The sequence below is a fragment of the Riemerella anatipestifer genome (assembly GCF_009663465.1).
Classification (GTDB): domain Bacteria; phylum Bacteroidota; class Bacteroidia; order Flavobacteriales; family Weeksellaceae; genus Riemerella; species Riemerella anatipestifer_C.
In genome coordinates, this window is the sequence record NZ_QXHU01000003.1 from 83,597 (window position 1) to 104,278 (window position 20,682).

The following is a 20,682-nucleotide window of genomic DNA, read 5'->3' on the forward strand; positions in this document are numbered from 1 at the left end:
GATTTTTTTATTTTTGGGCTTTACTTAACCTATAATGCTTAATTTATGATAAACTTAAAACAAAAAATGCTGGCTGTGGCGACCAGTCTCCCGATGCTCATCAGTGCTCAAAATCTTATGACCCCAGAGAAATTGTGGACGCTTAAAAGAATGAGCGTTCAGGTAGTTGCACCAGACCGATCGGGGTTAATCTATAAAGTGGGACAAACCGACTTAGAAACAGAAAAAACCAATTCCGAAAACTACTTTCTCAATTTAAAAAACAATCTTTCGTCTAAAGTTAATTTTAGCGGAAAAAGCATCTTCCAATGGGATAAGAATGGCATCTATGCCACGGAAGGTAAGCAGATATTCCTTTCAAAAGACCAAGGTAAAACGTGGAGTTCGTTCTATACTCTACCTGATGATGCCGATAATGTTATCATCTCTCCCAACGGAAAAAAGATAGCTTACAGCAAAGAAGTGCTTGTAGAAAAGGTGCTTGGCAAAGAAAAATATAACGATGTGCCTAATACAACGGCTCATATCTATTCCGACCTTAACCACCGCCATTGGGATTACTTTAACCAAGGAAGATACAACCATATTTTTGTGATAGATTTGGACAAAAACAGCTCTCCTAAAGACTTACTAGAAAGTAAAAAGTGGGACAGTCCGCAAAGACCTTTTGGTGGAGCAGAAGATTTTGTATTCAGCCCTGATTCCTCTCAATTATTATTTGTAATGAAGCCTTTGGAAGGAGCGGAATATGCCAAATCTACCAATACAGATATTTTCTCTTATCATTTTGATAGCGAAACTATAAAGAACCTTACTGAAGCCAACAAAGGCTATGATATGAGCCCTAAGTTCAGCCCTGATGGCAATTATCTTACTTGGTTAAGTATGGCAAGGGACGGCTACGAGGCGGATAAAAACGACCTCAAAATTATGGACTGGAAAACAGGAACCATCACCAACCTTACCAAAGATTGGGACGAGTCTGTTACTGGAGATTTCTTTTGGAGCCAAAACAATCAGTTGGTTTACTTTACCGCAGCTTACAGAGGTACCAAACAGCTTTTTAGCATCAGTCCTAAATCTAAAAAGGTAACCAAAATTACCGAAGGAATTTTTGATGTAAACGACATTATCACAGAAACCAAAAACCAACTTTTAGTTACTAGAACAGACATCAACCACAACGCCGACTTATTCTCCGTAAACACCAAAAACGGAGCGATGAAGCAAGTTACCGAAGTTAATAAAGAGATGTACCAAAACATCGCCACTTCTAAATCTGAGCTTAGAATGGTAAAAACTTCGGACGGCAAAGAGATGGGCGTATGGTTCCACTATCCACCTAACTTCGACCCTAACAAAAAATATCCTGCACTACTCTATTGTCAGGGAGGTCCGCAGTCTGCATTAACGCAATATTTCTCGCTTAGATGGAACTTTGCACTAATGACGGCTAACGGCTATATCGTTATCGCTCCTAACAGAAGAGGTATGCAAGGCTGGGGCATAGAATGGAACGAAGCCATTTCTAAAGACTGGGGCGGACAGCCTATGAGAGATTATCTTTCTGCTACAGATTACGCTAAAACACTTCCGTTTGTAGATGGGGACAGGATAGCTGCCGTAGGGGCTAGTTATGGTGGTTACAGTGTATTGATGCTGGCAGGCATACACCAAAACAGATTTAAGACCTTTATTTCTCACAACGGTCTATTTGATATGAAATCGTGGTATCTTAATACCGAGGAGCTTTGGTTTGCGAACTGGGATTTGGGTGGTTCTCCTTACGACAACCCTCTACCAAGAGCTTATACAGAGTTTAATCCGAGTAACTATGTCCAAAATTGGAACAAGCCTATGATGATTATACAAGGGCACAAAGATTACCGAGTGCCTTATGAGCAAGGACAAGGCGCCTTCCAAGCGGCAAGACTAAAAGGACTAAAAGCCAAACTACTCTACTACCCTAACGAAAACCATTGGGTACTAAAACCTCACAACGGTTTGGTATGGCAAAGAGAGTTCTTTGATTGGTTAAAAGAAACGCTTTAGGATACTAGCAATGGCATATAGTGATAAGGATAGGTTTAGTAAGCCTATCCTTATTTTTTTTGATTAGAAGCTATAAAACTCCCTAAAAAAATTTAAAACATTTCTATACCACTCTTGTGCATATCATAATAGTTTTATACATTTGCCCCAGTTTTATGACACCGTCTATCAACCACATACAAAAAAGTGAAAAAAAGTTGCAAAATTATTTGGTCAGTTCAAATAATTTCGTAAACACACACACACACACACAGAATAGTTACACGCGTACGCGTATTATACTACTTTTTATCTAGATTTTTATCATCAATCATAAATAATGTTCCACCAATCTTCGTTGGGGGCTTTTGGCGTTTATTCTATTCTAATTTTAGCTTTCATCAATATTTACTAAAAGCACCATTGTTTTGTCTCATAACAGGGTCGTTCTTGTTAGGTGCTTTTAGTGTTCAGAAGGGGCGTTCTGTTCTTTCTGTTTTAGCCTTCCTCCTTGTTTTGTGTGTGTTTAGAGGGGGAAGGCGTTTTCTTATTGGTTTCAGGTTTAAAGTTCAATGTTTAAGGTTCAAGTGTTTAAGGTTGAATAGGCGTACATATTCCTTAAACCTTAAACATAGAACTTTGAACAACTTCAGTTCCTTAAGTCCAAAATCTATAATCTAAATATTAACCATTTTAAAATTAAATGTTATGAAAACAACAACAACCAAATTAAGTGTATTAGCCTTTTTAGGCTTAGGTCTCGTAGCCTACGGACAGTACGATGGTAAAGTGGGTATCAATACTCCATCACCTAATGCAACATTGGAGATTCAAATATCCGATGCTAACAAAAGTGGAAGTACCAAAGAGGGGATTTTAATCCCAAATGTAAGTGCAGACAGAGCCGAAAAGATGGGAGCAGGGCTAGAAGATGGTACTTTATTATTCATTGGTTCTGGGACAGCTAATGCTACAGGTACTACTTCTAACTACAATGGTAAAGGGTTTTACTACTTTGATAAAACGGCTACTAAGTGGGTAAAAGTAGGAGCGGCTTCTACAACTAAAGAGTTTACCGCAAGGTTAGGACAGACGGTATCTACCGATTACGCGTGGACAAAAGAAGGAGGGGTTTCTTCTGGTAAAGAAATAGGTTTAGCCGATTTCTATGAGTTTACAGTAGATGCAGGAGCGTTAAAACTCCCTGCACCTAGTGCACATAAGGGAGCGATTATTCACTTTAAAAACTCTACGGGTGGAACACTTGTCTATACAGGCACGGCAGGTATAGATGTACCACTAAATACTTCATCTATTACTGCAAGTTCAGCTCAAATGGTTTGGTCTAATGGAACTAACTGGTACCTTATAGGAGGTAGAAACTAATTATCATTTTATTAACCTTAAAAAAATAGACAAAATGAAAAAAATCACAATATTGGCACTAGCATTAGGGACTTGCTCAATAGCTCAAGCTCAAGTGCTATCTCATGGATTAATATCTAATGATTTATTAAAAACTAATTATTTCCTCGATGCAAGTAATTTCCAAAGTCAGGCAGATGCTTCTAAAGGAAAGCTACTTGGTTTCCCAAAAACTGATTTAACAAAGTTTAAATTTGACCTTGGCGTAGTTAGTAATGATGTGGTAGCTTCTGGGTTTGATGGTGTAGTGGTGTATAATACTGCCACAGGTAAAACATTAGCAGATGCTAGCAAAGGAGGGAAACAAGTAGATGTAACCCCAGGTTTCTATTATTTCTCTAATCCTAATGGTGCTACAACCCAAACAGTTTCCGAAGGAAAATGGGTAAGATTAAGCGATGGTGTTAGCCAAGAAGGGCAAGAGTGGGTATATAATCCTACTAATAAAAGAATAGAGCTTAAGAGAAGTGGAACATCACCCTTTAATAACAAAGTGTATTATGATGAAAATGGGGTAGCCTACAACGGAGGGTACTCTGAAGATGACAATGCCGTATTTCCAATGACAGTAACAGACCCTGTACAAGGAGTGGTTACAAAATATCTAAAAATGCCTTTTAAACAGTCTTTTAGAGGAAAAGTCTCTATGTATGATACTTTGGATAATTTACCATTAAATACCATTAATCACCCTATAACTGGTAGCCCAACTAATACTAAAAATCAAACAGCTAAATTACTGACTTTATCGGCTACAGACCAGCAATATCCAAATTTAATGACTGTAGGAACTAGAAATCAAATAAATGTTTCTGAAGGAAATAATAATAATTATAACCACATTTCTACATCTACATTTGTTACAAATGGTCTTGGTTCTGGAAAAATTAATGAACTTAACGGATCACAATCTATCGCGCATTTGGGAAATAGTCAGTCAGCAGATGATTTAAGAGGGAGTTCTCTACAAGCTTCATTTGATACTTCTGGAAATGTAAGTAATCTGTTTGGTTCACAGGGCACCGCTTATTTAAAACCTGGTGGTACAGGGAATGTAACTAATGCAGCAGCAGGATATTTCTATTCAAGTATCGGAAGTAAAGGCTTAAATACTAATGTATATGGAACTATGGGGCAGGTTTCTGTAGGTAAAGACTCTGGAAATGCCACTTTTGTTGGGGGGCAATTAGTGGCGGGTTATTTCGGTGCTTATAACTCTGGTAGAACTCAGTATAAAACCCAATCAGGGGTTTATGTTAGAAGTACGGTAGCTGACCCAACAGTTGCAACTGCTCCAATAAATAATTATGGGGTATTTGTAGAGAATATTTCTGGTGGTTCAGATAGTAATTACTCTATCTATACCCAAGCAGGACAAATCCGTTTGGGAGATTTAAAAGGAACAGGTACTCGTCCAGTATATGCAGATGCAGATGGGGTGCTTACTGCGGGGGTAGGAGGTGCTACCCAACTAGAAGGTACCGCGGGGATAGAATGTAACGAAGCCAACAGAGGAAAAATGAACTTCCAAAAAGATGTTGCTATAGGTACAGGTACAGGAGATGCCTTTGCTGTATGCCTAAAAGGAACTGATGGCGGTTTTTATTGGAGATACCTCTACGGAGCGGCAGGTGTTGCTAACCAAACAGGTACTTTTGGTACAGGGTTACAGTAATTGTTAAACATAAAAAGTAGAAATTATGCCAGTAAAATTTAAAGTAATCGAAAGAGGTCAGCCGGGCGTAAGCGGTGGCGGCGACAAAAAATGGTACGCTTCTCCTAATATGAGCGGCGAGAAAACCCTAACCGACCTTACCAAAGACATAGAGAAAATCTCCACCGTAAGCGGAGCGGACATCAGAGCGGTACTCTACTCCTTAGTAGATGTAATGCAGTCGTCCTTAGCCAATGGGCAGATTGTCCGTTTGGGAGAGTTGGGCAGCCTGCGAATAAGTTTCAGTAGTGAGGGCAAAGCTACAGAGAAAGAGGTAACGGCTAGTGCCATCAAACAAGCTAAAGTCATCTTCACTCCCGCTAAAGGGATAAAAGATACGCTAGCGACACTCACTTACGAGAAGGCTTAAGGTAACGCCTAAGCTCCCTTAAAAAAACCGATGCTTATAAGTTTTAGATTTTATAGGCATCGGATTTTTTTTTATAAGCATAAAATTTTTTTTTATAGGCATAGAATTTATAGGCTGTACTTTTTTGTTATCTGTCTGTCCTTTTGGCTTGACCCAAACCTAACGAAGTGGTTATCATTTAAAGCGGTCAGTATATCCGACCTCTAAGCCCGACGGCGTTAAGAACCTCGTTACTAAAGGCGTTAAAAAATACCCATTGTTTGAGCAAAGGTGTGGGCAAAAGCGTTGGAGCGAGTTTTGGGGATTTTAGCCTTTAGTAATGAGGTTTAGCCTAAGGGGTTACAGTCTTGAATTTTTGCTTCTTTTGCTTCAAGGCAAAAGAAGGGAGATAAATATATATGCTTGTCCTTTTGGCTTGACCCAAACCTAACGAAGTGGTTCGGCAAAGCCAAAAGGACCAAAAAGTCAAGACTAGAAAACTACGGCTAAAAATGTGTCGTCCATTCTAAAAGCCCTAGAACTCACGCCAAGGCTAAAGCCCAACGCTTGTTCAGACAATAGGTCTTTTTTAACGAATGGACGACACATTTTCTTAACGCCTCCGTTTCCTTAGGTCGGAGAATGGAGCGGTGATAATTTAGCATTGTTTTAAATGGTCTTTGGTGGGTAGCCGTTAAAAAAGATAGGAGCAAAGGTTAGGTTTGGCTCCGCCGAACCACTGCGTTAGGTTTACCTTCGGCACGGGACTGCCCCCTGCTATTTGGAAGCTATCGCTCCCAATTCCGCTACGGGGGCATTCCCTAAACTTACCTTTGCTCAGCAGAGCGTTGATAATAGCTAAGTGGGTATCACTTAAAGCGGGTTTAAGAAGGTCTTTGGTAATAGTAGGCTTGTACTTTTAGCTTGACCTAAAGGCAAACCACTAACATTTGATGCTTATCGCTTTTATTTTCCTATGGATTGGAACTTCAATTTATCTCAAAAATACGGCTTTCTTCATTGATGTTTTTTACTACGGCTTCCGTTCGTTCTTTGTGGGTATCTGTAATAAATATCTGTCCGAAATGTTCTTTGTTCACCAATTCTATAAGTTGAGCCACACGGCGGTCGTCCAGCTTATCAAATATATCGTCTAACAGCAACAGTGGAGTCTTCCCTGTAATTTCTTTAATACGGTTGATTTGAGCCAACTTTAACGCAATTAAAAACGACTTCTGCTGCCCCTGGGAACCAATTTTCTTTATCAAATCCCCACTCATCTCAAAGCGAAGTTCGTCTTTATGAATTCCTTTAGAAGTGTAGGTAAGCACTCGGTCTTTTTCTACATTTTGAGATAGAACTTCTGCCATTGTTTGCTCTTCCAAATCCGATTGGTAAACAATATCCACCTCCTCTTTACCATTAGAAATCATATTATAAAAATGCAAAAAAGTAGGCAGTAGCTGTGTGATAAATAGGCTCCTCTTTTCAAAAATCACCCCTGCATATTGGCACAAAGGCTCATCATAAATCTCTAGCGAATCTTTATCAAAATATCTATTTTTAGCGAAAGACTTTAGTAAGGCATTTCTTTGTTTAAGTGCTTTTTGGTATTGCATAATAGAGTGCAAATACTCTGCATCTACCTGCGAAATCATTGCATCTAAAAATCGTCTTCTGCTCTCCCCAGAATCAGAGATAAGATTGGCATCATAGGGAGAAATCATCACACTTGGCAAAAACCCAATATGGTCTGACAAACGAGCGTAAGACTTATCGTTCTTCTTTACCAACTTTTTAGCGTCTTTGCTTTGGATAATTTTTAATATCGTTTCTTTTTCGCCATCATCTACCACCGCCTCCAATGTAAAAAAGTCTTCCCCTGTCAAAATATTATTAACATCAGAATTCCCTAGAAAACTTTTACCTACGGACAAATAGTGCAAAGCGTCCAAAATATTGGTCTTCCCTACTCCATTATTTCCTATGAAGCTATTGATTTCGGAGGAAAAATCAAACACTCGCTCTTGATGATTTTTGAAATTTGTTAAATATAATTTTTTGATAATCATTACTGAAAAATTAGCCAAAAATACTCCAATAAAATCAGAAATAAAAACGGAAGCCCACAACAAGTTTCTACCAAAAGAGAAAAATACCAATCGGGCTTACTTTCAGACGCACCATACACCAAAGCTAAAGCTACCACAATAGCTCCACCAAACGCCACCGCATAAAGTGTATTAAAATAAATAAACGATAGCCCTCCGCTAAAAATAAGTAAAACATAAGCCAGCCTTTTAGTCGCCGCCACGCCTATAAACTTAGGGAATGTTATCACTTTATCGCTGGATTTATCTCGTATATCAAAAGGTAACACCAATGCCGAAACATAAAGAAAACTCACCAAAAAAATAGCTCCATCTATTTTAGGTAAAAATAGCCAAGCACTCACCAAAGCCCAACTCAACCCCACATAAAATATCTTTAGTAATGGTATTTTTCGGACAAAAGTATTCAAAAAACGAGAGTTATAAGCCAAGCCTAACAATAAAATCGTAAGCCATTTCAGTAAAACATCAACATTATAAAAAGACAAAATCAGTATGACGCCGAGTGCAAAACTAACTGCATTAACTACTAATATTCTACCAATGATTGGCTTTCTATATTGATATTTAGTATATAGATAGCCATTAAAATAAGTGAGAAAAACCAAACTCAATAGCTCAACTGAAATCTGAACTTTGGTATCATTAACAAAAAAGACAGTCAGAGCTGTTCCCATTACGGAAACATAAATCTGACTGTCTATAATATATTTTTTAAATTGTGTAAAAATGATTTTACTCTTAGTTTTTGGAGTTCAGTTTTTTATATTTAAACCACGCCGCTAAAGAAATGGTAATCATACTCGCCCCTGTAATATAAACCCACGCTGGTACAGGGATAGGGTCTCCTGCCGCATAAGAGTGTAACCCTGAAAGATAGTAATTAACCCCAAAATAAGTCATAATAACCGAACTAAAAGCAAACATCGTTACCATATGAAAGGCATAACGCCCTCTAAGCCCTGGCACCAAACGCATATGTAATACAAAAGCATACACCATAACCGATATAAATGCCCAAGTTTCTTTAGGGTCCCAAGACCAATATCTTCCCCAAGATTCGTTAGCCCAAACTCCACCTAAAAAAGTCCCTATCGTAAGTGCAAAAAGCCCTATCGTAAGCGACATTTCCGAAACGGCAGTAAGCTCTTTTATCGTGGTATCATTATGTTCTTGGAAAGTAGCTTTACTAGAAACAATGTAAAACAACAGTACCATAATCCCTATAATAAAGGACAACGCAAAGAATCCGTAACTAGAGGTAATAATAGCCACATGTATTACTAACCAATAAGATTTAAGCACTGGTACCAAAGGTGTAATTTGCGGGTCTAGACTTACCGCACCATGAGCAAAGCCCATCAGCAATACCGCCACTAAGAAACCTGCCGAAGGTATCAAAGCATTATTATTTCTGTAAAGTAATAACCCTGCACTAATGCCTACCCAAGAAATAAACATAATCGCCTCATAACCGTTACTCCAAGGTGCGTGTCCTGAAATATACCATCTGATACCCAGCCCCACAAGATGCACAAGGTAGCCCAATATCCCTGCAGCTAAAATCACTTTAATGACTTTATGTAGCCAACGATTGGGTTTAAATAATTCTATAAAACCAAGTACCAATAATAATGCAGCAACAACACTATAAAAAATCATCAACTTAAAGTTGAGGTCAAGTTTGTTCATTAAAATTTCTAAGTCTATCTTGGTTTGAGGCGGAATAACATTTTTACCCCATTTTGCTTGATAACTCTTTACTTTATCTAGTTCCTTATCAGCAGTTGCCCACTTATCGCTTTGTGTAGCCATCAGTACCGAAGAAAGGTAAGTACCTAACACCTCCTGTGCATTAGTATCTATTTGGAAGTTAGCGTCCATTACAGAATTCCATTTGTGGTTAGGGTCGTTCTGTACTGGTATCACACGGAAATATTGCCAAGACATTAGGGCATTCATCACTTGTACTTTATCATTAAGTTTGATGACTGCTTGGTCGTACTTAGATTGTTCGGCTGGCTTTTTGTTAAAAGCCTCATTGTAATCATCTTCTAAAACAAAACGAAGATTACCAAACTTATCCGCTGGGAAAAGATTTACAAGGCTAGTATAACCCTCATCGTTCGCCTTGGTTTTTTTCTTTAATTCTTCTCCTACTTTCCCTCTAGTCTCTACCTTAATAATATGTACTTGTGCCCAAAACATTGGGTCTATAGTCGCTGACAAAAACCACTGGTTAGCATCTAGTTGTTTAAAAGATTCTTTACCCGTAAGTTTTCTTAAAATATCTAGTGCTTGTGTATTTACTGGCTGTATTCTCCCATCATAACTCTGCACTAACAAAGAACCAAATTTCTCTGTGTGAGCCTTATCTATATTGATGTGCTGTACCATATCATCGGCAGAAAGCACTTTTTGAGTAGAAGGTTTGGCTGTTGGCGTTTTTGGTTGTGCTTGTAGAAAACCAAAGCTCAACACCAGTAATAATATTCCTAGCGCTTTTTTCTTGCTAATATCTTTCAACATTTTATTTAAAGACCAAAAACGAGTTCCTTTCCAAAACAGAGTAATAAACATTGCAATAAACATAAGTGTATAACCTATATAGGTAATAAGTGTTCCCCAATAGTCGTGATTAACCGATAGTACCGTACCGTGTCTATCTGGGTCAAAACTAGATTGGAAGAAACGGTATCCACGATAATTAAGTACATTATTCATATAAATTTTGTATGGTGTCTGCTTACCATTATCTATAATCTGAACGTGGCTCTCATAAGCAGACGGCGAAGAACTCCCTGGGTAAGTTTCCATCACAAAGTCGTCTAATTTCAATGCAAATGGCGTAGTGTAAACTTTAGCACCAAACCCCAACATCATATTCATACCATCTAACGAAATTTGTTTTACCAAGTTAGGATTGCCTTCCTGTACTTGTAAGCTAACTTGCTGCTTAGTTTTAGGACCTTCTACCTCTAGTAAAAGTTCATCAGGTATATTTTTATCCTTCTTTTTATCCCCAGAATAAGACACTATTTCGCCTCTTTTCAGTCCTTCAGGCACTACAATTCTCATTTGGTTAATCGTGTATAAACTTCTAAGAGATAGTGGTGTGTATTCATCTTTAGGAGATGCCCCCACTTCTTGGCTCGCCATTACCATATAAGTAGCATCTACAGGAGTTTTAATGTAAAGTTTTCCGTCTTGTTTTTTAAACTCCACCGCTCCGTCTATCGGTCTGTTATAAGTTACTAATGTACCACCAATATTTTTAACCTCTCCTTCTGATAAATAATACTCTAACCTTCCTGCATCGTCTGTAGTTACAAAATGAAGATACTCTTTGCCATTAGGCGTTACCTTTATACTGTCTTTCTTTCTAGGCGTGTAAGCTAACTGCTTTACTTTTATTTTTTTACCATTAAAGTCGTAAGTCGCTTTGAAGTAATGGTTGGTAACTTTAGACCAAAAAGGCACTTCAGGCGTCATCAAAAAAGGAATATCTGCATAATTAAGTACCTCCCCTTTTTCTTCTATTTGAATTTTAAAGAAATTCTTGCTAGTTACTATTTCGTTAGAAGTTTCCCCCTCACGAATGTGCATCGTCCCTTCGTAACTGATATATCTGGTAATAGCCCCTCCTATAAACAATAAAATAAATGATAAATGGAATGCTAATAAAGGCCACTTTTCTCGTTTCCATAAGCGATACCTGCCAATATTGCCTATAAAATTGATGATAAGCAAAAACATAATTGCCTCGAACCATTTAGACTCATAGATAAAAGCCTTTGCCGTAGGCGTGCCATAATCGTTTTCCATAAAAGTAGCATACGCCATAGATAAAGCATACACCAACAGCAACACCGCCATAGTACGGGTGGATACAAGAATATTTTGGATTTTTTTCATAATAATTTAATCATCGATAATGAAAAGTTTCATCATTAGCTCCGCAAAAATAAGGAGGATATTTTAAATAAAAGAATATACCTAGATAGTTTTTATAAATTGTGATATTCAGAGAAATACCATCTCCTAAAAGCTATCTATTTTCTAATCTTCGCCTAACAAATCGGGTCTTTTAGTTCTAGTGATTTGTAGTGCTTGTTCGTAACGCCAATCATCTATTTTAGGGAAATTACCACTCAATAAAACTTCGGGAACTTTCAGCCCTTTGTAATTTTCGGGACGAGTATAAATCGGTGGAGCTAACAAGTCATCTTGAAAACTATCTGTAAGAGCCGATTGCTCATCGTTAAGAACGCCAGGCAACAGCCTTATAACAGCATCTGCTAAAACACAAGCTGCAAGTTCGCCTCCTGTTAAAACAAAATCTCCAATAGAAATTTCTTTAGTGATGTGTAAATCTCTCACCCTTTGGTCTATACCTTTATAATGCCCACACAAAAGAATAAGATTTTCTTTGATAGAAAGTGTATTGGCTATTTTTTGATTTAGAGTTTCTCCATCAGGTGTAAGGTAAATTACCTCGTCGTATTCTCGTTCAGATTTTAGTTTAGAAATGCACAGGTCTATCGGTTCTACCATCATTACCATACCTGCACCGCCACCATAAGGCTCGTCATCTACTTGGCGATGTTTACCTACACCCCACTCTCTTAAATGATGAAAGTGGACTTCCGCAATACCTTTCTCCATAGCTCTTTTAAGAATAGAAGTCTTAAAAGGACTTTCCATGAGCTCTGGTACTACACTTATAATATCTATTCTCATTGTTCTGTTCTGTTTTTTTTGTTAGGAAGTATAATTAGTCTTAAAGAAGAATCTCCATTGAGGTAACTCCACATCCAGTTGAAAAATATGGCGATTTTATTTCTCACCGAAAGAATCAGCATTAAATGTAAAAACATCCAAAAAAACCATGCAAAAAAGCCCTGAAACTTCATATATGGTAAATCTACCACAGCTCTATGCTTCCCTATCGTTGCCATAGAGCCTTTATCAAAATATTCGTACTCTTTCCAATCGTTTTCGGAGCGTTTGTTTAAATTATCACCTAAATTTCTTCCTTGATTTATAGCTACATTAGCCACCTGAGGGTGCCCTTGAGGATATTTAGGTGTTTCCATATAAGCAATGTCTCCTATTGCAAATATATTGTTATAACCTTTTACTCTATTGTAGCGGTCTACTCTGTATCTATTATTGATGATTTGTTCTTCTGATAATCCCTCAATAATATTTCCTTTTACACCAGCCGCCCATATCACATTATTAGACGGAATTTCTTTACCACTTTTTAGATAAACTTTATTGCCGTCGTAGTTTACCACCCTGTCATCGCTGATAAATTTAACGCCCAACTTATTAAGATATTCCTCCGATTTATTCTGTGCTTCTTCGCTCATTACCGCCAATGGCTTTTTGGTGGAACTTACCAAGATTATTTCTAAATCCCTGAAATTCATCTTAGGATAATCTCTAGGCAAAATATCTGCCTTCATTTCCGCAAATGCTCCTGCCAGCTCTACCCCTGTAGGACCACTGCCTACAATTACGATATTCCAATTACCATCATCAGACCTTTTTCTTTCTATAATAAGTTTCTCAAAAGTGAGTAAAATATGATTTCTAATACTGATAGCCTCTTGAGTATTTTTCATACCGTAACTCAATTGCTCCATTTGTTCGTTACCAAAAAAATTGGTTCTGCACCCTGTAGCTATAATCAGTTTATCATAAGAAAACTCAGAATCTTCTGTAATGATTTTATTTTCTTCAGGAAGTATTTTGGTAACCTCCGTCATTCTATATTGTATATTTTTAGACTTTTGGAATATCTTTCTAAAAGGAAACGATATGTTAGAAGGTTCTATCCTCCCACACGCCACCTGATAAAATAAAGGCTGAAACATATGATGGTTCACTTTATCTATCACCATTACCTTTTTCCTTTTACCATTAAGTTTTCTCGCCAGTTGTAACCCAGCAAAACCGCCTCCTATGATGATTATTTTCTCTCTTGCTTCCACAAAGTCTAAATTTAAAAGTACAAATTTAAAGATTTTAACTACAACTATTACTCCTACAAGGAGCAATAAAAAACTCCTACCCAAAAAGAATTGAGTGGGAGTTTTTTTTAATTATTATTATGTGATTGACTAAAGTTCTAATCCTCTTCTTTCATCACCTCCTAGCAAATGTTCTACAGGATTATCAATAGCTTCTTTTACCGCTACTAAGAAACCTACAGATTCTCTTCCGTCTATAATTCTATGGTCATAAGATAATGCTAGATACATCATTGGACGAATAACTACTTGCCCATCTACTGCCACTGGTCTTTGGATAATGTTGTGCATTCCTAAAATTGCAGATTGAGGCGGATTGATAATCGGTGTTGAAAGCATAGACCCAAATACCCCACCATTAGTGATAGTAAAAGTTCCTCCTGTCATTTCATCTACCGTAATTTTCCCGTTTCTTGCCTTCTCTGCTAGTTCCTTAATGCTAGCCTCTACACCACGGAAAGACATTGTTTCTGCATTTCTAAGTACAGGAACCATAAGCCCTTTAGGACCAGATACAGCCACAGAAACATCGCAGAAATCATAAGTAATCATTTGATTGCCGTCTATCATAGAGTTTACCTCTGGATACATTTGTAACGCTCTAGTAACCGCCTTTGTAAAGAAAGACATAAAGCCTAAACCTACACCGTGCTTCGCTGCAAACTCCTCTTTATATTGTTTTCTAATTCTGAAAATCTCACTCATATCTACCTCATTGAAAGTAGTAAGCATCGCCGTCTCATTCTTAACAGAAACTAAACGCTGAGCTAATTTTCTTCTCAATGAAGATAATTTAGTTGTCTTAGAAGATCTAGACCCATTAGTAGCAAATACAGAACCCATAGCCGGTACAGAAGCCTGTTCTGCATCTTCTTTAGTAATTCTACCATCTCTACCTGTTCCTTTTACTTGAGATGCCTCTACCCCTTTTTCATCTAGAATTTTCTTAGCTGCAGGAGACGGTGTTCCTGTAGCATAGGTTGCAGGAGAAGCCTCTTGTTTTGGAGCTTCTGCTTTAACTTCTTCTTTCTTTTCTTCTACTTTAGCAGTCTCTTGCTTAGCTGCACCACCTTCTGGTTTAGCCGCACTCATATCAATTAGACAAACCACTTGTCCTACTTCTACTACGTCGCCTTCTTCTGCCTTTAGCGTAATGATACCACTTTCTTCAGCTGGAAGTTCTAGCGTTGCCTTATCAGAATCTACTTCTGCAATAGGCTGATCTTTTTCTACATAATCACCATCTTGAACCAACCAAGTAGCGATTTCTACTTCTGTAATAGACTCTCCCGGAGAGGGAACTTTCATTTCTAATATTGACATATTGGGGTATTTTTTATTATTCGTTGATTTTTATTTTTAATATTACTCTATTTCTAGATACCAAATGTTTGGTTAATTACATTAGTTTGGTTAATCTCATACTTCTTATGGCTACCTGGTGCTGGTGTTCCACTAGGTACTGGTGCAATTACTTGTACATCGTACTTGCGGAAATTTCTCAAAATATAAGACCAAGCTCCCATATTCTCTGGTTCTTCTTGAACCCATACAAAATCTTTTCTGTTAGAATATTTAGACAACACAGTCTCTATTTTCTCTGAATCCAAAGGATACAACTGCTCCAGCCTTACTAAAGCTACTTTCTCATCTCCTAATTCTTCTTTTTTAGCCAATAAATCGTAATAAACCTTACCAGAACACATCACTAACCTCTCCACCTTAGAAGCATCAGCCGTAGCATCATCAATCACTGGTTGGAAACTTCCGTTTGCTAACTCTTCCATAGAAGAAATAACCTTAGGGTGTCTCAGTAACGACTTAGGTGTCATTACCACTAACGGTTTTCTAAACGGAAACTTCATTTGCCTTCTCAATAAATGGAAATAATTGGCTGGAACTGTACAGTTAGCTACGAAAATATTATTATTAGCACAAAGCGTTAAAAATCTCTCTAACCTAGCCGAAGAGTGTTCTGCACCTTGCCCTTCAGAGCCGTGAGGTAACAACATTACCAAACCATTTTGCAGCTTCCATTTTTCTTCTGCAGCTACCAAATATTGGTCCACAATAATTTGAGCGCCATTCACGAAATCTCCAAACTGTGCTTCCCAAATGGTTAAAGTATCAGGCGATGCCATAGCATAACCATAATCAAACCCTAAAACAGCGTACTCTGATAGTAATGAGTTATAAATATGAAACTGCTGACTTTCGTTGATATGTTGTAATGGTACATATTCCTCCTCTGCATCTTCTGTTTTTACCACTGCATGACGGTGAGAGAAAGTACCTCTCTCCACATCTTCCCCAGAAATTCTCACATTGTAACCTTCTGCAAGAAGCGTAGCATAAGCTAAAAGTTCTGCCATCGCCCAATCTAGCTTATCCTCTTCTATCATTTTTAACCTTTGGTCAAAAAGTCTAGTGATTTTTCTTATGAACGCCTTGTCTTTAGGTAAAGAAGACATCTTAACTGCCAACTCTTTTAACTGTTCAGCATTGTATTGAGTTTCTACAGCCTTTAGAACTTTTTGTTTATTTGCAGGGTCTAGATACTTAATCCAAACCTGTTCCATAAATACATCTAAAGTATTTTTTTGAATTTCTTTAGATGCATCAAAATCTTTATCAAGAAGGGTTTTAAATTCTTCCTCCATCTTCTTCAACACTCCTTCAGAAAGCACTCCTTCTTTCTCTAGCTTGATTTTATAAATCTCTCTAGGATTAGGGTGTTTTGCTATGGTATTATAAAGTTTAGGCTGTGTAAAACGAGGTTCATCACCTTCGTTATGCCCATATTTTCTATAACCTAACAAATCTATATAAACATCTTTGCCAAACGCTGCTCTATAATCCGCCGCAAATCTAATTGCGTGTACCACAGCTTCTACATCATCTGCATTTACGTGCATCACAGGCGAATCTGTTACCTTAGCAATATCTGTACAGTAAGTAGAAGACCTTGCATCTAGATAATTGGTTGTAAACCCTACCTGATTATTAACTACAATATGAACCGTTCCTCCTGTCTTGTAACCGTCTAAAGTCATCATTTGTGCAATCTCATAGACAATCCCTTGTCCTGCAATAGCTGCATCTCCGTGAATAACGATAGGCAATACTTTCTTAAAATTATTACCATAAGTATGGTCTATTTTAGCTCTAGAAATACCTTGTACTAAAGAAGCTACAGTTTCCAAGTGAGACGGGTTAGGCGTTAAATTGATAATTACCTCTTCCCCTGCAGCCGTTTTTATTTTCGTGGTAGAACCTAAGTGATACTTAACATCTCCAGAAAATACATCTTCCTCAAACTCTTTACCTTCAAATTCAGAGAAGATTTGCTTGTATGATTTCCCAAAGATATTAGTTAATACATTAAGCCTCCCTCTGTGTGCCATACCTAAAACCACTTCATCTACACCGTGTTTTGACGAACGACTGATAAGCTGGTCCAAGGCTGGAATTAAAGATTCTCCGCCTTCTAGTGAAAATCTCTTCTGCCCCACAAACTTGGTATGAAGATAGTTTTCAAAAGCTACCGCTTGATTTAATTTGGATAAAATTTCTATCTTTTCGTCTGCCGAAAGTATAGGGTGATTTTCATTTTTAGCAATCCACTGACGAATAAATTCCTTCTCCTCTACCTCACGAATATGCATATATTCTATACCGATAGAGTCGCAATAGATTTGGTCTAAATGACGAATAATATCTGCCAAAGTAGCTGCTCCCGGCATTCCTGTTTCTGTAGCAGAATTAAATTTAGTTTCTAAATCTGACTTTGACAACCCAAAATTTTCTATAGATAAATCAGGAAGATAAGTTCTCCTCTCTCTAACAGGGTTAGTTCTAGTAAACAAATGTCCTCTAGTTCTATAAGCCTCTATTAAGTTAAGAACTTTAAACTCCTTTATAATATCATCTGGGACACCTACTTGCTGAGATAAAGAAGACGCACCTACTTTTTCTGTAAAAGAATCGTCTTCACCAAAATTTTCTAGAGCAAAATCAAACCCTTGAAAAAAAGCTTTCCAAGATGGCTCTAAACTATCTGGGTATTTTAAGTACTGCTGGTACATGCTATCTATGAAATCAGCATGTGTTGCATTTAAGAATGAAAATTTATCCATTATGACAGATTTATCTGTTTTTTAAATTTAACTTTTTATACGATGCACAAATTTATTAAAAAAAAACGATTCAGAAAACTCCAATAACCAAAGTTTATTTTTTCCTTCATATCTTTTAAGACGATACTGGTAATGCTATTTTTAGCAATACTGGTTTATTCTCTACAGGTGTTTCTATAAAGACCTCTTGTAATTTACCAGTCCTTAAGCTGTCTTCCTCTGCTTTTTTTAATAACTTATTGATAACCGAAACTCTATTAGCATAATCTCCCTTATAATACATCACATACAATCTAGAAGCGTCCTGCATATGATAAGTAAAGTTGTTATCTGTAATCTCTGATTTTTTAGACAGCGGTATTCCATAAAAATAGCTTACCTCTTTATCCTTATAACTTTTAGCTTGAGTGATGAGCATAGGAAAACCAAATTCATCTTCCTTTTTACCTAAATCATTCATCACAAAATTGACTACTTTATGATGATTTTTAACTAAATCTTTAAAATAAATGGTTTTGTTTTTATTTTGAGTATTGGCATTGATACCTACTAGAACAGCAGCTTCTTGATTTTCTATCATGAGGCTATCGTACTTAATATTGGTTAAAATTTCTATTTTATCCACCTTATTACTCAACACTGCTTTTAAATTCCGAAGGCTCTCATCTACCATTCCCTCAAAATTTTCTACTGAAAACAGATTGACATAACGATTTAAAAGTGTCTTTTTAGGTGTCGTTACCACCCATATCAATCGAGTTTTTTTACCCTTTGGTAAAAACTTAATATCTACTTTGAGAGGTGCATTGGTATCCGCATCAAAAAACTCGTATCTTAGAGTTTTTTCAAAATTTTCATATCTAATAAAAACCATTCCTACCCCTTTCTTAGCATCTACAAAGTTCATAGAACTTCCCTGCCCTTCATAAGGTAGAAAATATTCGAATTTCAATTTAGGATTTTGAGTAAAGTATTGATACCATCTAGTAAGATTCTGAAAATTACTAAATTGCGGATAAACTTTATCTATGGGATAATCAATTTCTCTTTCTACTTTAAAGGATTTGCTCTCATCAACAAACAACATAGAGACCGCATAAACACCAGACAATAATATCCCTAAAACCAAAATAAACTTCAACCAACGCATAAGATTATTTTTAGATTATTTCACTAGACAATCCTCTTAAAATCAGTTTTTTATGCATAGGCTGAATCAGTTCTAAATCGCCTGTTTTTACAGTACACTTACCCTTATAATGTACCAAAAACGTGCATTGTTCCGCCTGTTCTAGTGTATGGGCACATACTTCTATAAGAGATTCTATAACGAAGTCAAAAGTATTAAAATCATCATTATGCAGTACAAGCCTATGTTTTGCTTCTACAGAAGACAAAACACTAACCTCTTCTTCGCTCTCTCTATTGGGAATAATTTGAAATACCATCTTTAAATCTATAGCTTTCAACAATTATTTAATTGTCTGTAGAAATCTCTCCTAGTTCACCAAAGAAACTTTCATTATAGGTAAGCTCTACCATTTCTACACTTTTATTATTCATTTTCAGTATTTTAAAATGGTAACTTTCAAAATCAAACTCTTGATTTTCCTCTGGAATTTCTTCCAAACGATGAAGTATAAAACCTGCTAAAGTATTAAACTCACCCTCTTCAGGCAATGGTTTTGGTAAAAAATCGTTAATCTCTTCAAGTGGCTGTGTGGCTTTAACCCAATAAGTATTTTCTCCTATTTTATCCACAATCTTCTCTTCTTCATCTTCCTCATCTTGTATCTCTCCCACCAACTCTTCTAATATATCCTCTAGCGTGATAATACCTTCCGTACCTCCAAACTCATCTATCACAATAGCAATATGCTGTTTTTTAAGCTGGAAACTTTTCAACAAGTCAGAAATCTTTTTACTTCCAACTACAAAATAAGCCTCTCTTAAAAAACCTCTCAAATCTTCATGAGTAAGTTCTCCTTTAGTTTTAATATAGTTTCTAATAATTTCCTTAGTATAAAATATACCTATCACATTATCTATAGAATCCTCATAAACAGGAATACGAGAGTAACCACTTTCCATTATAATCTCTATAATTTCATCTATCGAAGTTTCTATATCAATAGATAAAATATTTTGACGTGGCACCATAATTTGTTTTGCAGAATGGTCTGTAAAATCAAAAGCGTTCTTTATAATCTCATAGTTTTCTTCTTCTATCTCACCACCATCGGCACTCTGTTTTACCAAAAGCTGTAATTCTTCAGTAGAATGTATCTCATGCTCCGAAGCAGGATTTATCTTTATCAGCCTCAAAAAAGCATTAGATATTGAATTCATCAGCCATATAAATGGTCTAAAAATATTATAGAACAATTTGAGTGGTGCAGCAATGAACAAAGTCGTTTCTTCTGCCTTTCGTATCGCTATAGATTTGGGCACCAACTCTCCAAATACTATATGCATCACTGTAATAATAAGAAAGCTAAGCACCAAAGATATCGTGGTAACTGTAGTAGTATCTACACTAATACTAAAGTACTTAAACAAACCTTCTATAATATGATGAAGTGCACTCTCTCCAACCCAACCTAACGCTAAAGAGGCTAAAGTAATACCTAATTGCGTAGCAGAAAGATAGGCATCTAAATTTTTGATAATACCTTCTGCCTGCTTTGCCATAGCATTACCTTCGGCAGCTTTAATTTGAATTTGAGAATAGCGTACTTTAACTATTGAGAACTCTGCGGCAACGAAGAAGCCGTTTAGTAGAACTAAAAAAATTGCGATAAAAATTTTGACTATACTGTCGGGATCCATTTAGTTTTATAAATTATAATGATATGCAAAGATAAATATTTTTTCACAA

Annotated in this window: 14 protein-coding genes; 4 read left to right on the forward strand and 10 right to left on the reverse strand. The window is 36.8% G+C overall.

The window, feature by feature from the left end; all coding sequences use genetic code 11:
- Positions 1 to 45: 45 nt before the first annotated feature.
- The 4 genes from D1003_RS04860 to D1003_RS04880 all read left to right on the forward strand — a co-directional run bounded on the left by D1003_RS04860 (position 46) and on the right by D1003_RS04880 (position 5,540).
- The gene (locus D1003_RS04860; protein ID WP_153935958.1) at positions 46 to 2,052 is read left to right on the forward strand and encodes a S9 family peptidase; all 2,007 of its coding nucleotides are present in this window, start codon (positions 46 to 48) and stop codon (positions 2,050 to 2,052) included.
- A 687-nt stretch (positions 2,053 to 2,739) separates the two neighbouring features.
- A complete protein-coding gene (locus D1003_RS04870) occupies positions 2,740 to 3,417 on the forward strand; it encodes a hypothetical protein (protein WP_153935960.1) in 678 nt (225 codons plus the stop codon).
- Between the two features lie 34 nt (positions 3,418 to 3,451).
- A complete protein-coding gene (locus tag D1003_RS04875) occupies positions 3,452 to 5,131 on the forward strand; it encodes a hypothetical protein (RefSeq protein ID WP_153935961.1) in 1,680 nt (559 codons plus the stop codon).
- Between the two features lie 25 nt (positions 5,132 to 5,156).
- On the forward strand, positions 5,157 to 5,540 hold the full coding sequence (locus tag D1003_RS04880; protein WP_153935962.1) for an HU family DNA-binding protein: 384 nt from the start codon (positions 5,157 to 5,159) through the stop codon (positions 5,538 to 5,540).
- 968 nt (positions 5,541 to 6,508) lie between these two features.
- On the opposite strand, the gene recF is transcribed toward D1003_RS04880, so the two are convergent.
- The 10 genes from recF to D1003_RS04930 form a co-directional block, all read right to left on the reverse strand.
- A complete protein-coding gene (recF, locus tag D1003_RS04885; protein ID WP_153935963.1) occupies positions 6,509 to 7,591 on the reverse strand; it encodes a DNA replication/repair protein RecF in 1,083 nt (360 codons plus the stop codon).
- Positions 7,591 to 8,307 carry a hypothetical protein gene (locus tag D1003_RS04890; RefSeq protein ID WP_153935964.1) on the reverse strand — a complete coding sequence of 239 codons (717 nt, stop codon included), beginning with the start codon at positions 8,305 to 8,307 and terminating at the stop codon, positions 7,591 to 7,593. Before D1003_RS04890 ends, recF begins: the two co-directional genes overlap by 1 nt.
- A 64-nt stretch (positions 8,308 to 8,371) precedes the next feature.
- Positions 8,372 to 11,545, reverse strand: coding sequence for a c-type cytochrome biogenesis protein CcsB (gene ccsB, locus D1003_RS04895; RefSeq protein WP_153935965.1), 3,174 nt, complete (start codon positions 11,543 to 11,545; stop codon positions 8,372 to 8,374).
- A 144-nt stretch (positions 11,546 to 11,689) separates the two neighbouring features.
- Entirely contained in the window at positions 11,690 to 12,370 is a 681-nt protein-coding gene (trmD, locus tag D1003_RS04900) for a tRNA (guanosine(37)-N1)-methyltransferase TrmD (RefSeq protein ID WP_004919912.1), read from the reverse strand.
- Complete coding sequence (locus tag D1003_RS04905) at positions 12,367 to 13,713, reverse strand: NAD(P)/FAD-dependent oxidoreductase (RefSeq protein ID WP_153935966.1); 1,347 nt, start codon at positions 13,711 to 13,713, stop codon at positions 12,367 to 12,369. The genes trmD and D1003_RS04905 overlap by 4 nt, the downstream gene beginning before the upstream one ends.
- Before the next feature lie 45 nt (positions 13,714 to 13,758).
- On the reverse strand, positions 13,759 to 14,991 hold the full coding sequence (gene odhB, locus D1003_RS04910; protein ID WP_014938503.1) for a 2-oxoglutarate dehydrogenase complex dihydrolipoyllysine-residue succinyltransferase: 1,233 nt from the start codon (positions 14,989 to 14,991) through the stop codon (positions 13,759 to 13,761).
- A 53-nt stretch (positions 14,992 to 15,044) separates the two neighbouring features.
- Positions 15,045 to 17,804, reverse strand: a complete 2,760-nt coding sequence (locus tag D1003_RS04915; RefSeq protein ID WP_153935967.1) for a 2-oxoglutarate dehydrogenase E1 component — start codon at positions 17,802 to 17,804, stop codon at positions 15,045 to 15,047.
- Positions 17,805 to 17,919: 115 nt separating this feature from the next.
- Positions 17,920 to 18,954: an SRPBCC family protein gene (locus tag D1003_RS04920; RefSeq protein WP_153935968.1), complete on the reverse strand. Its 1,035-nt coding sequence runs from the start codon at positions 18,952 to 18,954 to the stop codon at positions 17,920 to 17,922.
- Between the two features lie 10 nt (positions 18,955 to 18,964).
- Positions 18,965 to 19,252: an ATP-dependent Clp protease adaptor ClpS gene (locus D1003_RS04925; RefSeq protein ID WP_052910792.1), complete on the reverse strand. Its 288-nt coding sequence runs from the start codon at positions 19,250 to 19,252 to the stop codon at positions 18,965 to 18,967.
- Between the two features lie 28 nt (positions 19,253 to 19,280).
- A complete protein-coding gene (locus D1003_RS04930; protein WP_153935969.1) occupies positions 19,281 to 20,633 on the reverse strand; it encodes a hemolysin family protein in 1,353 nt (450 codons plus the stop codon).
- Positions 20,634 to 20,682 lie beyond the last annotated feature (49 nt).

What these genes read in the sequence shown, in the direction of transcription:
- D1003_RS04860 (WP_153935958.1), top strand. Translation starts at nt 46, where the DNA reads ATGATAAACTTAAAACAAAAAATGCTGGCTGTGGCGACCAGTCTCCCG.
- D1003_RS04870 (WP_153935960.1), top strand. Translation starts at nt 2,740, where the DNA reads ATGAAAACAACAACAACCAAATTAAGTGTATTAGCCTTTTTAGGCTTA.
- D1003_RS04875 (WP_153935961.1), top strand. Translation starts at nt 3,452, where the DNA reads ATGAAAAAAATCACAATATTGGCACTAGCATTAGGGACTTGCTCAATA.
- D1003_RS04880 (WP_153935962.1), top strand. Translation starts at nt 5,157, where the DNA reads ATGCCAGTAAAATTTAAAGTAATCGAAAGAGGTCAGCCGGGCGTAAGC.
- recF (WP_153935963.1), bottom strand. Translation starts at nt 7,591, where the DNA reads ATGATTATCAAAAAATTATATTTAACAAATTTCAAAAATCATCAAGAG.
- D1003_RS04890 (WP_153935964.1), bottom strand. Translation starts at nt 8,307, where the DNA reads ATGGGAACAGCTCTGACTGTCTTTTTTGTTAATGATACCAAAGTTCAG.
- ccsB (WP_153935965.1), bottom strand. Translation starts at nt 11,545, where the DNA reads ATGAAAAAAATCCAAAATATTCTTGTATCCACCCGTACTATGGCGGTG.
- trmD (WP_004919912.1), bottom strand. Translation starts at nt 12,370, where the DNA reads ATGAGAATAGATATTATAAGTGTAGTACCAGAGCTCATGGAAAGTCCT.
- odhB (WP_014938503.1), bottom strand. Translation starts at nt 14,991, where the DNA reads ATGTCAATATTAGAAATGAAAGTTCCCTCTCCGGGAGAGTCTATTACA.
- D1003_RS04915 (WP_153935967.1), bottom strand. Translation starts at nt 17,804, where the DNA reads ATGGATAAATTTTCATTCTTAAATGCAACACATGCTGATTTCATAGAT.
- D1003_RS04920 (WP_153935968.1), bottom strand. Translation starts at nt 18,954, where the DNA reads ATGCGTTGGTTGAAGTTTATTTTGGTTTTAGGGATATTATTGTCTGGT.
- D1003_RS04925 (WP_052910792.1), bottom strand. Translation starts at nt 19,252, where the DNA reads ATGGTATTTCAAATTATTCCCAATAGAGAGAGCGAAGAAGAGGTTAGT.
- D1003_RS04930 (WP_153935969.1), bottom strand. Translation starts at nt 20,633, where the DNA reads ATGGATCCCGACAGTATAGTCAAAATTTTTATCGCAATTTTTTTAGTT.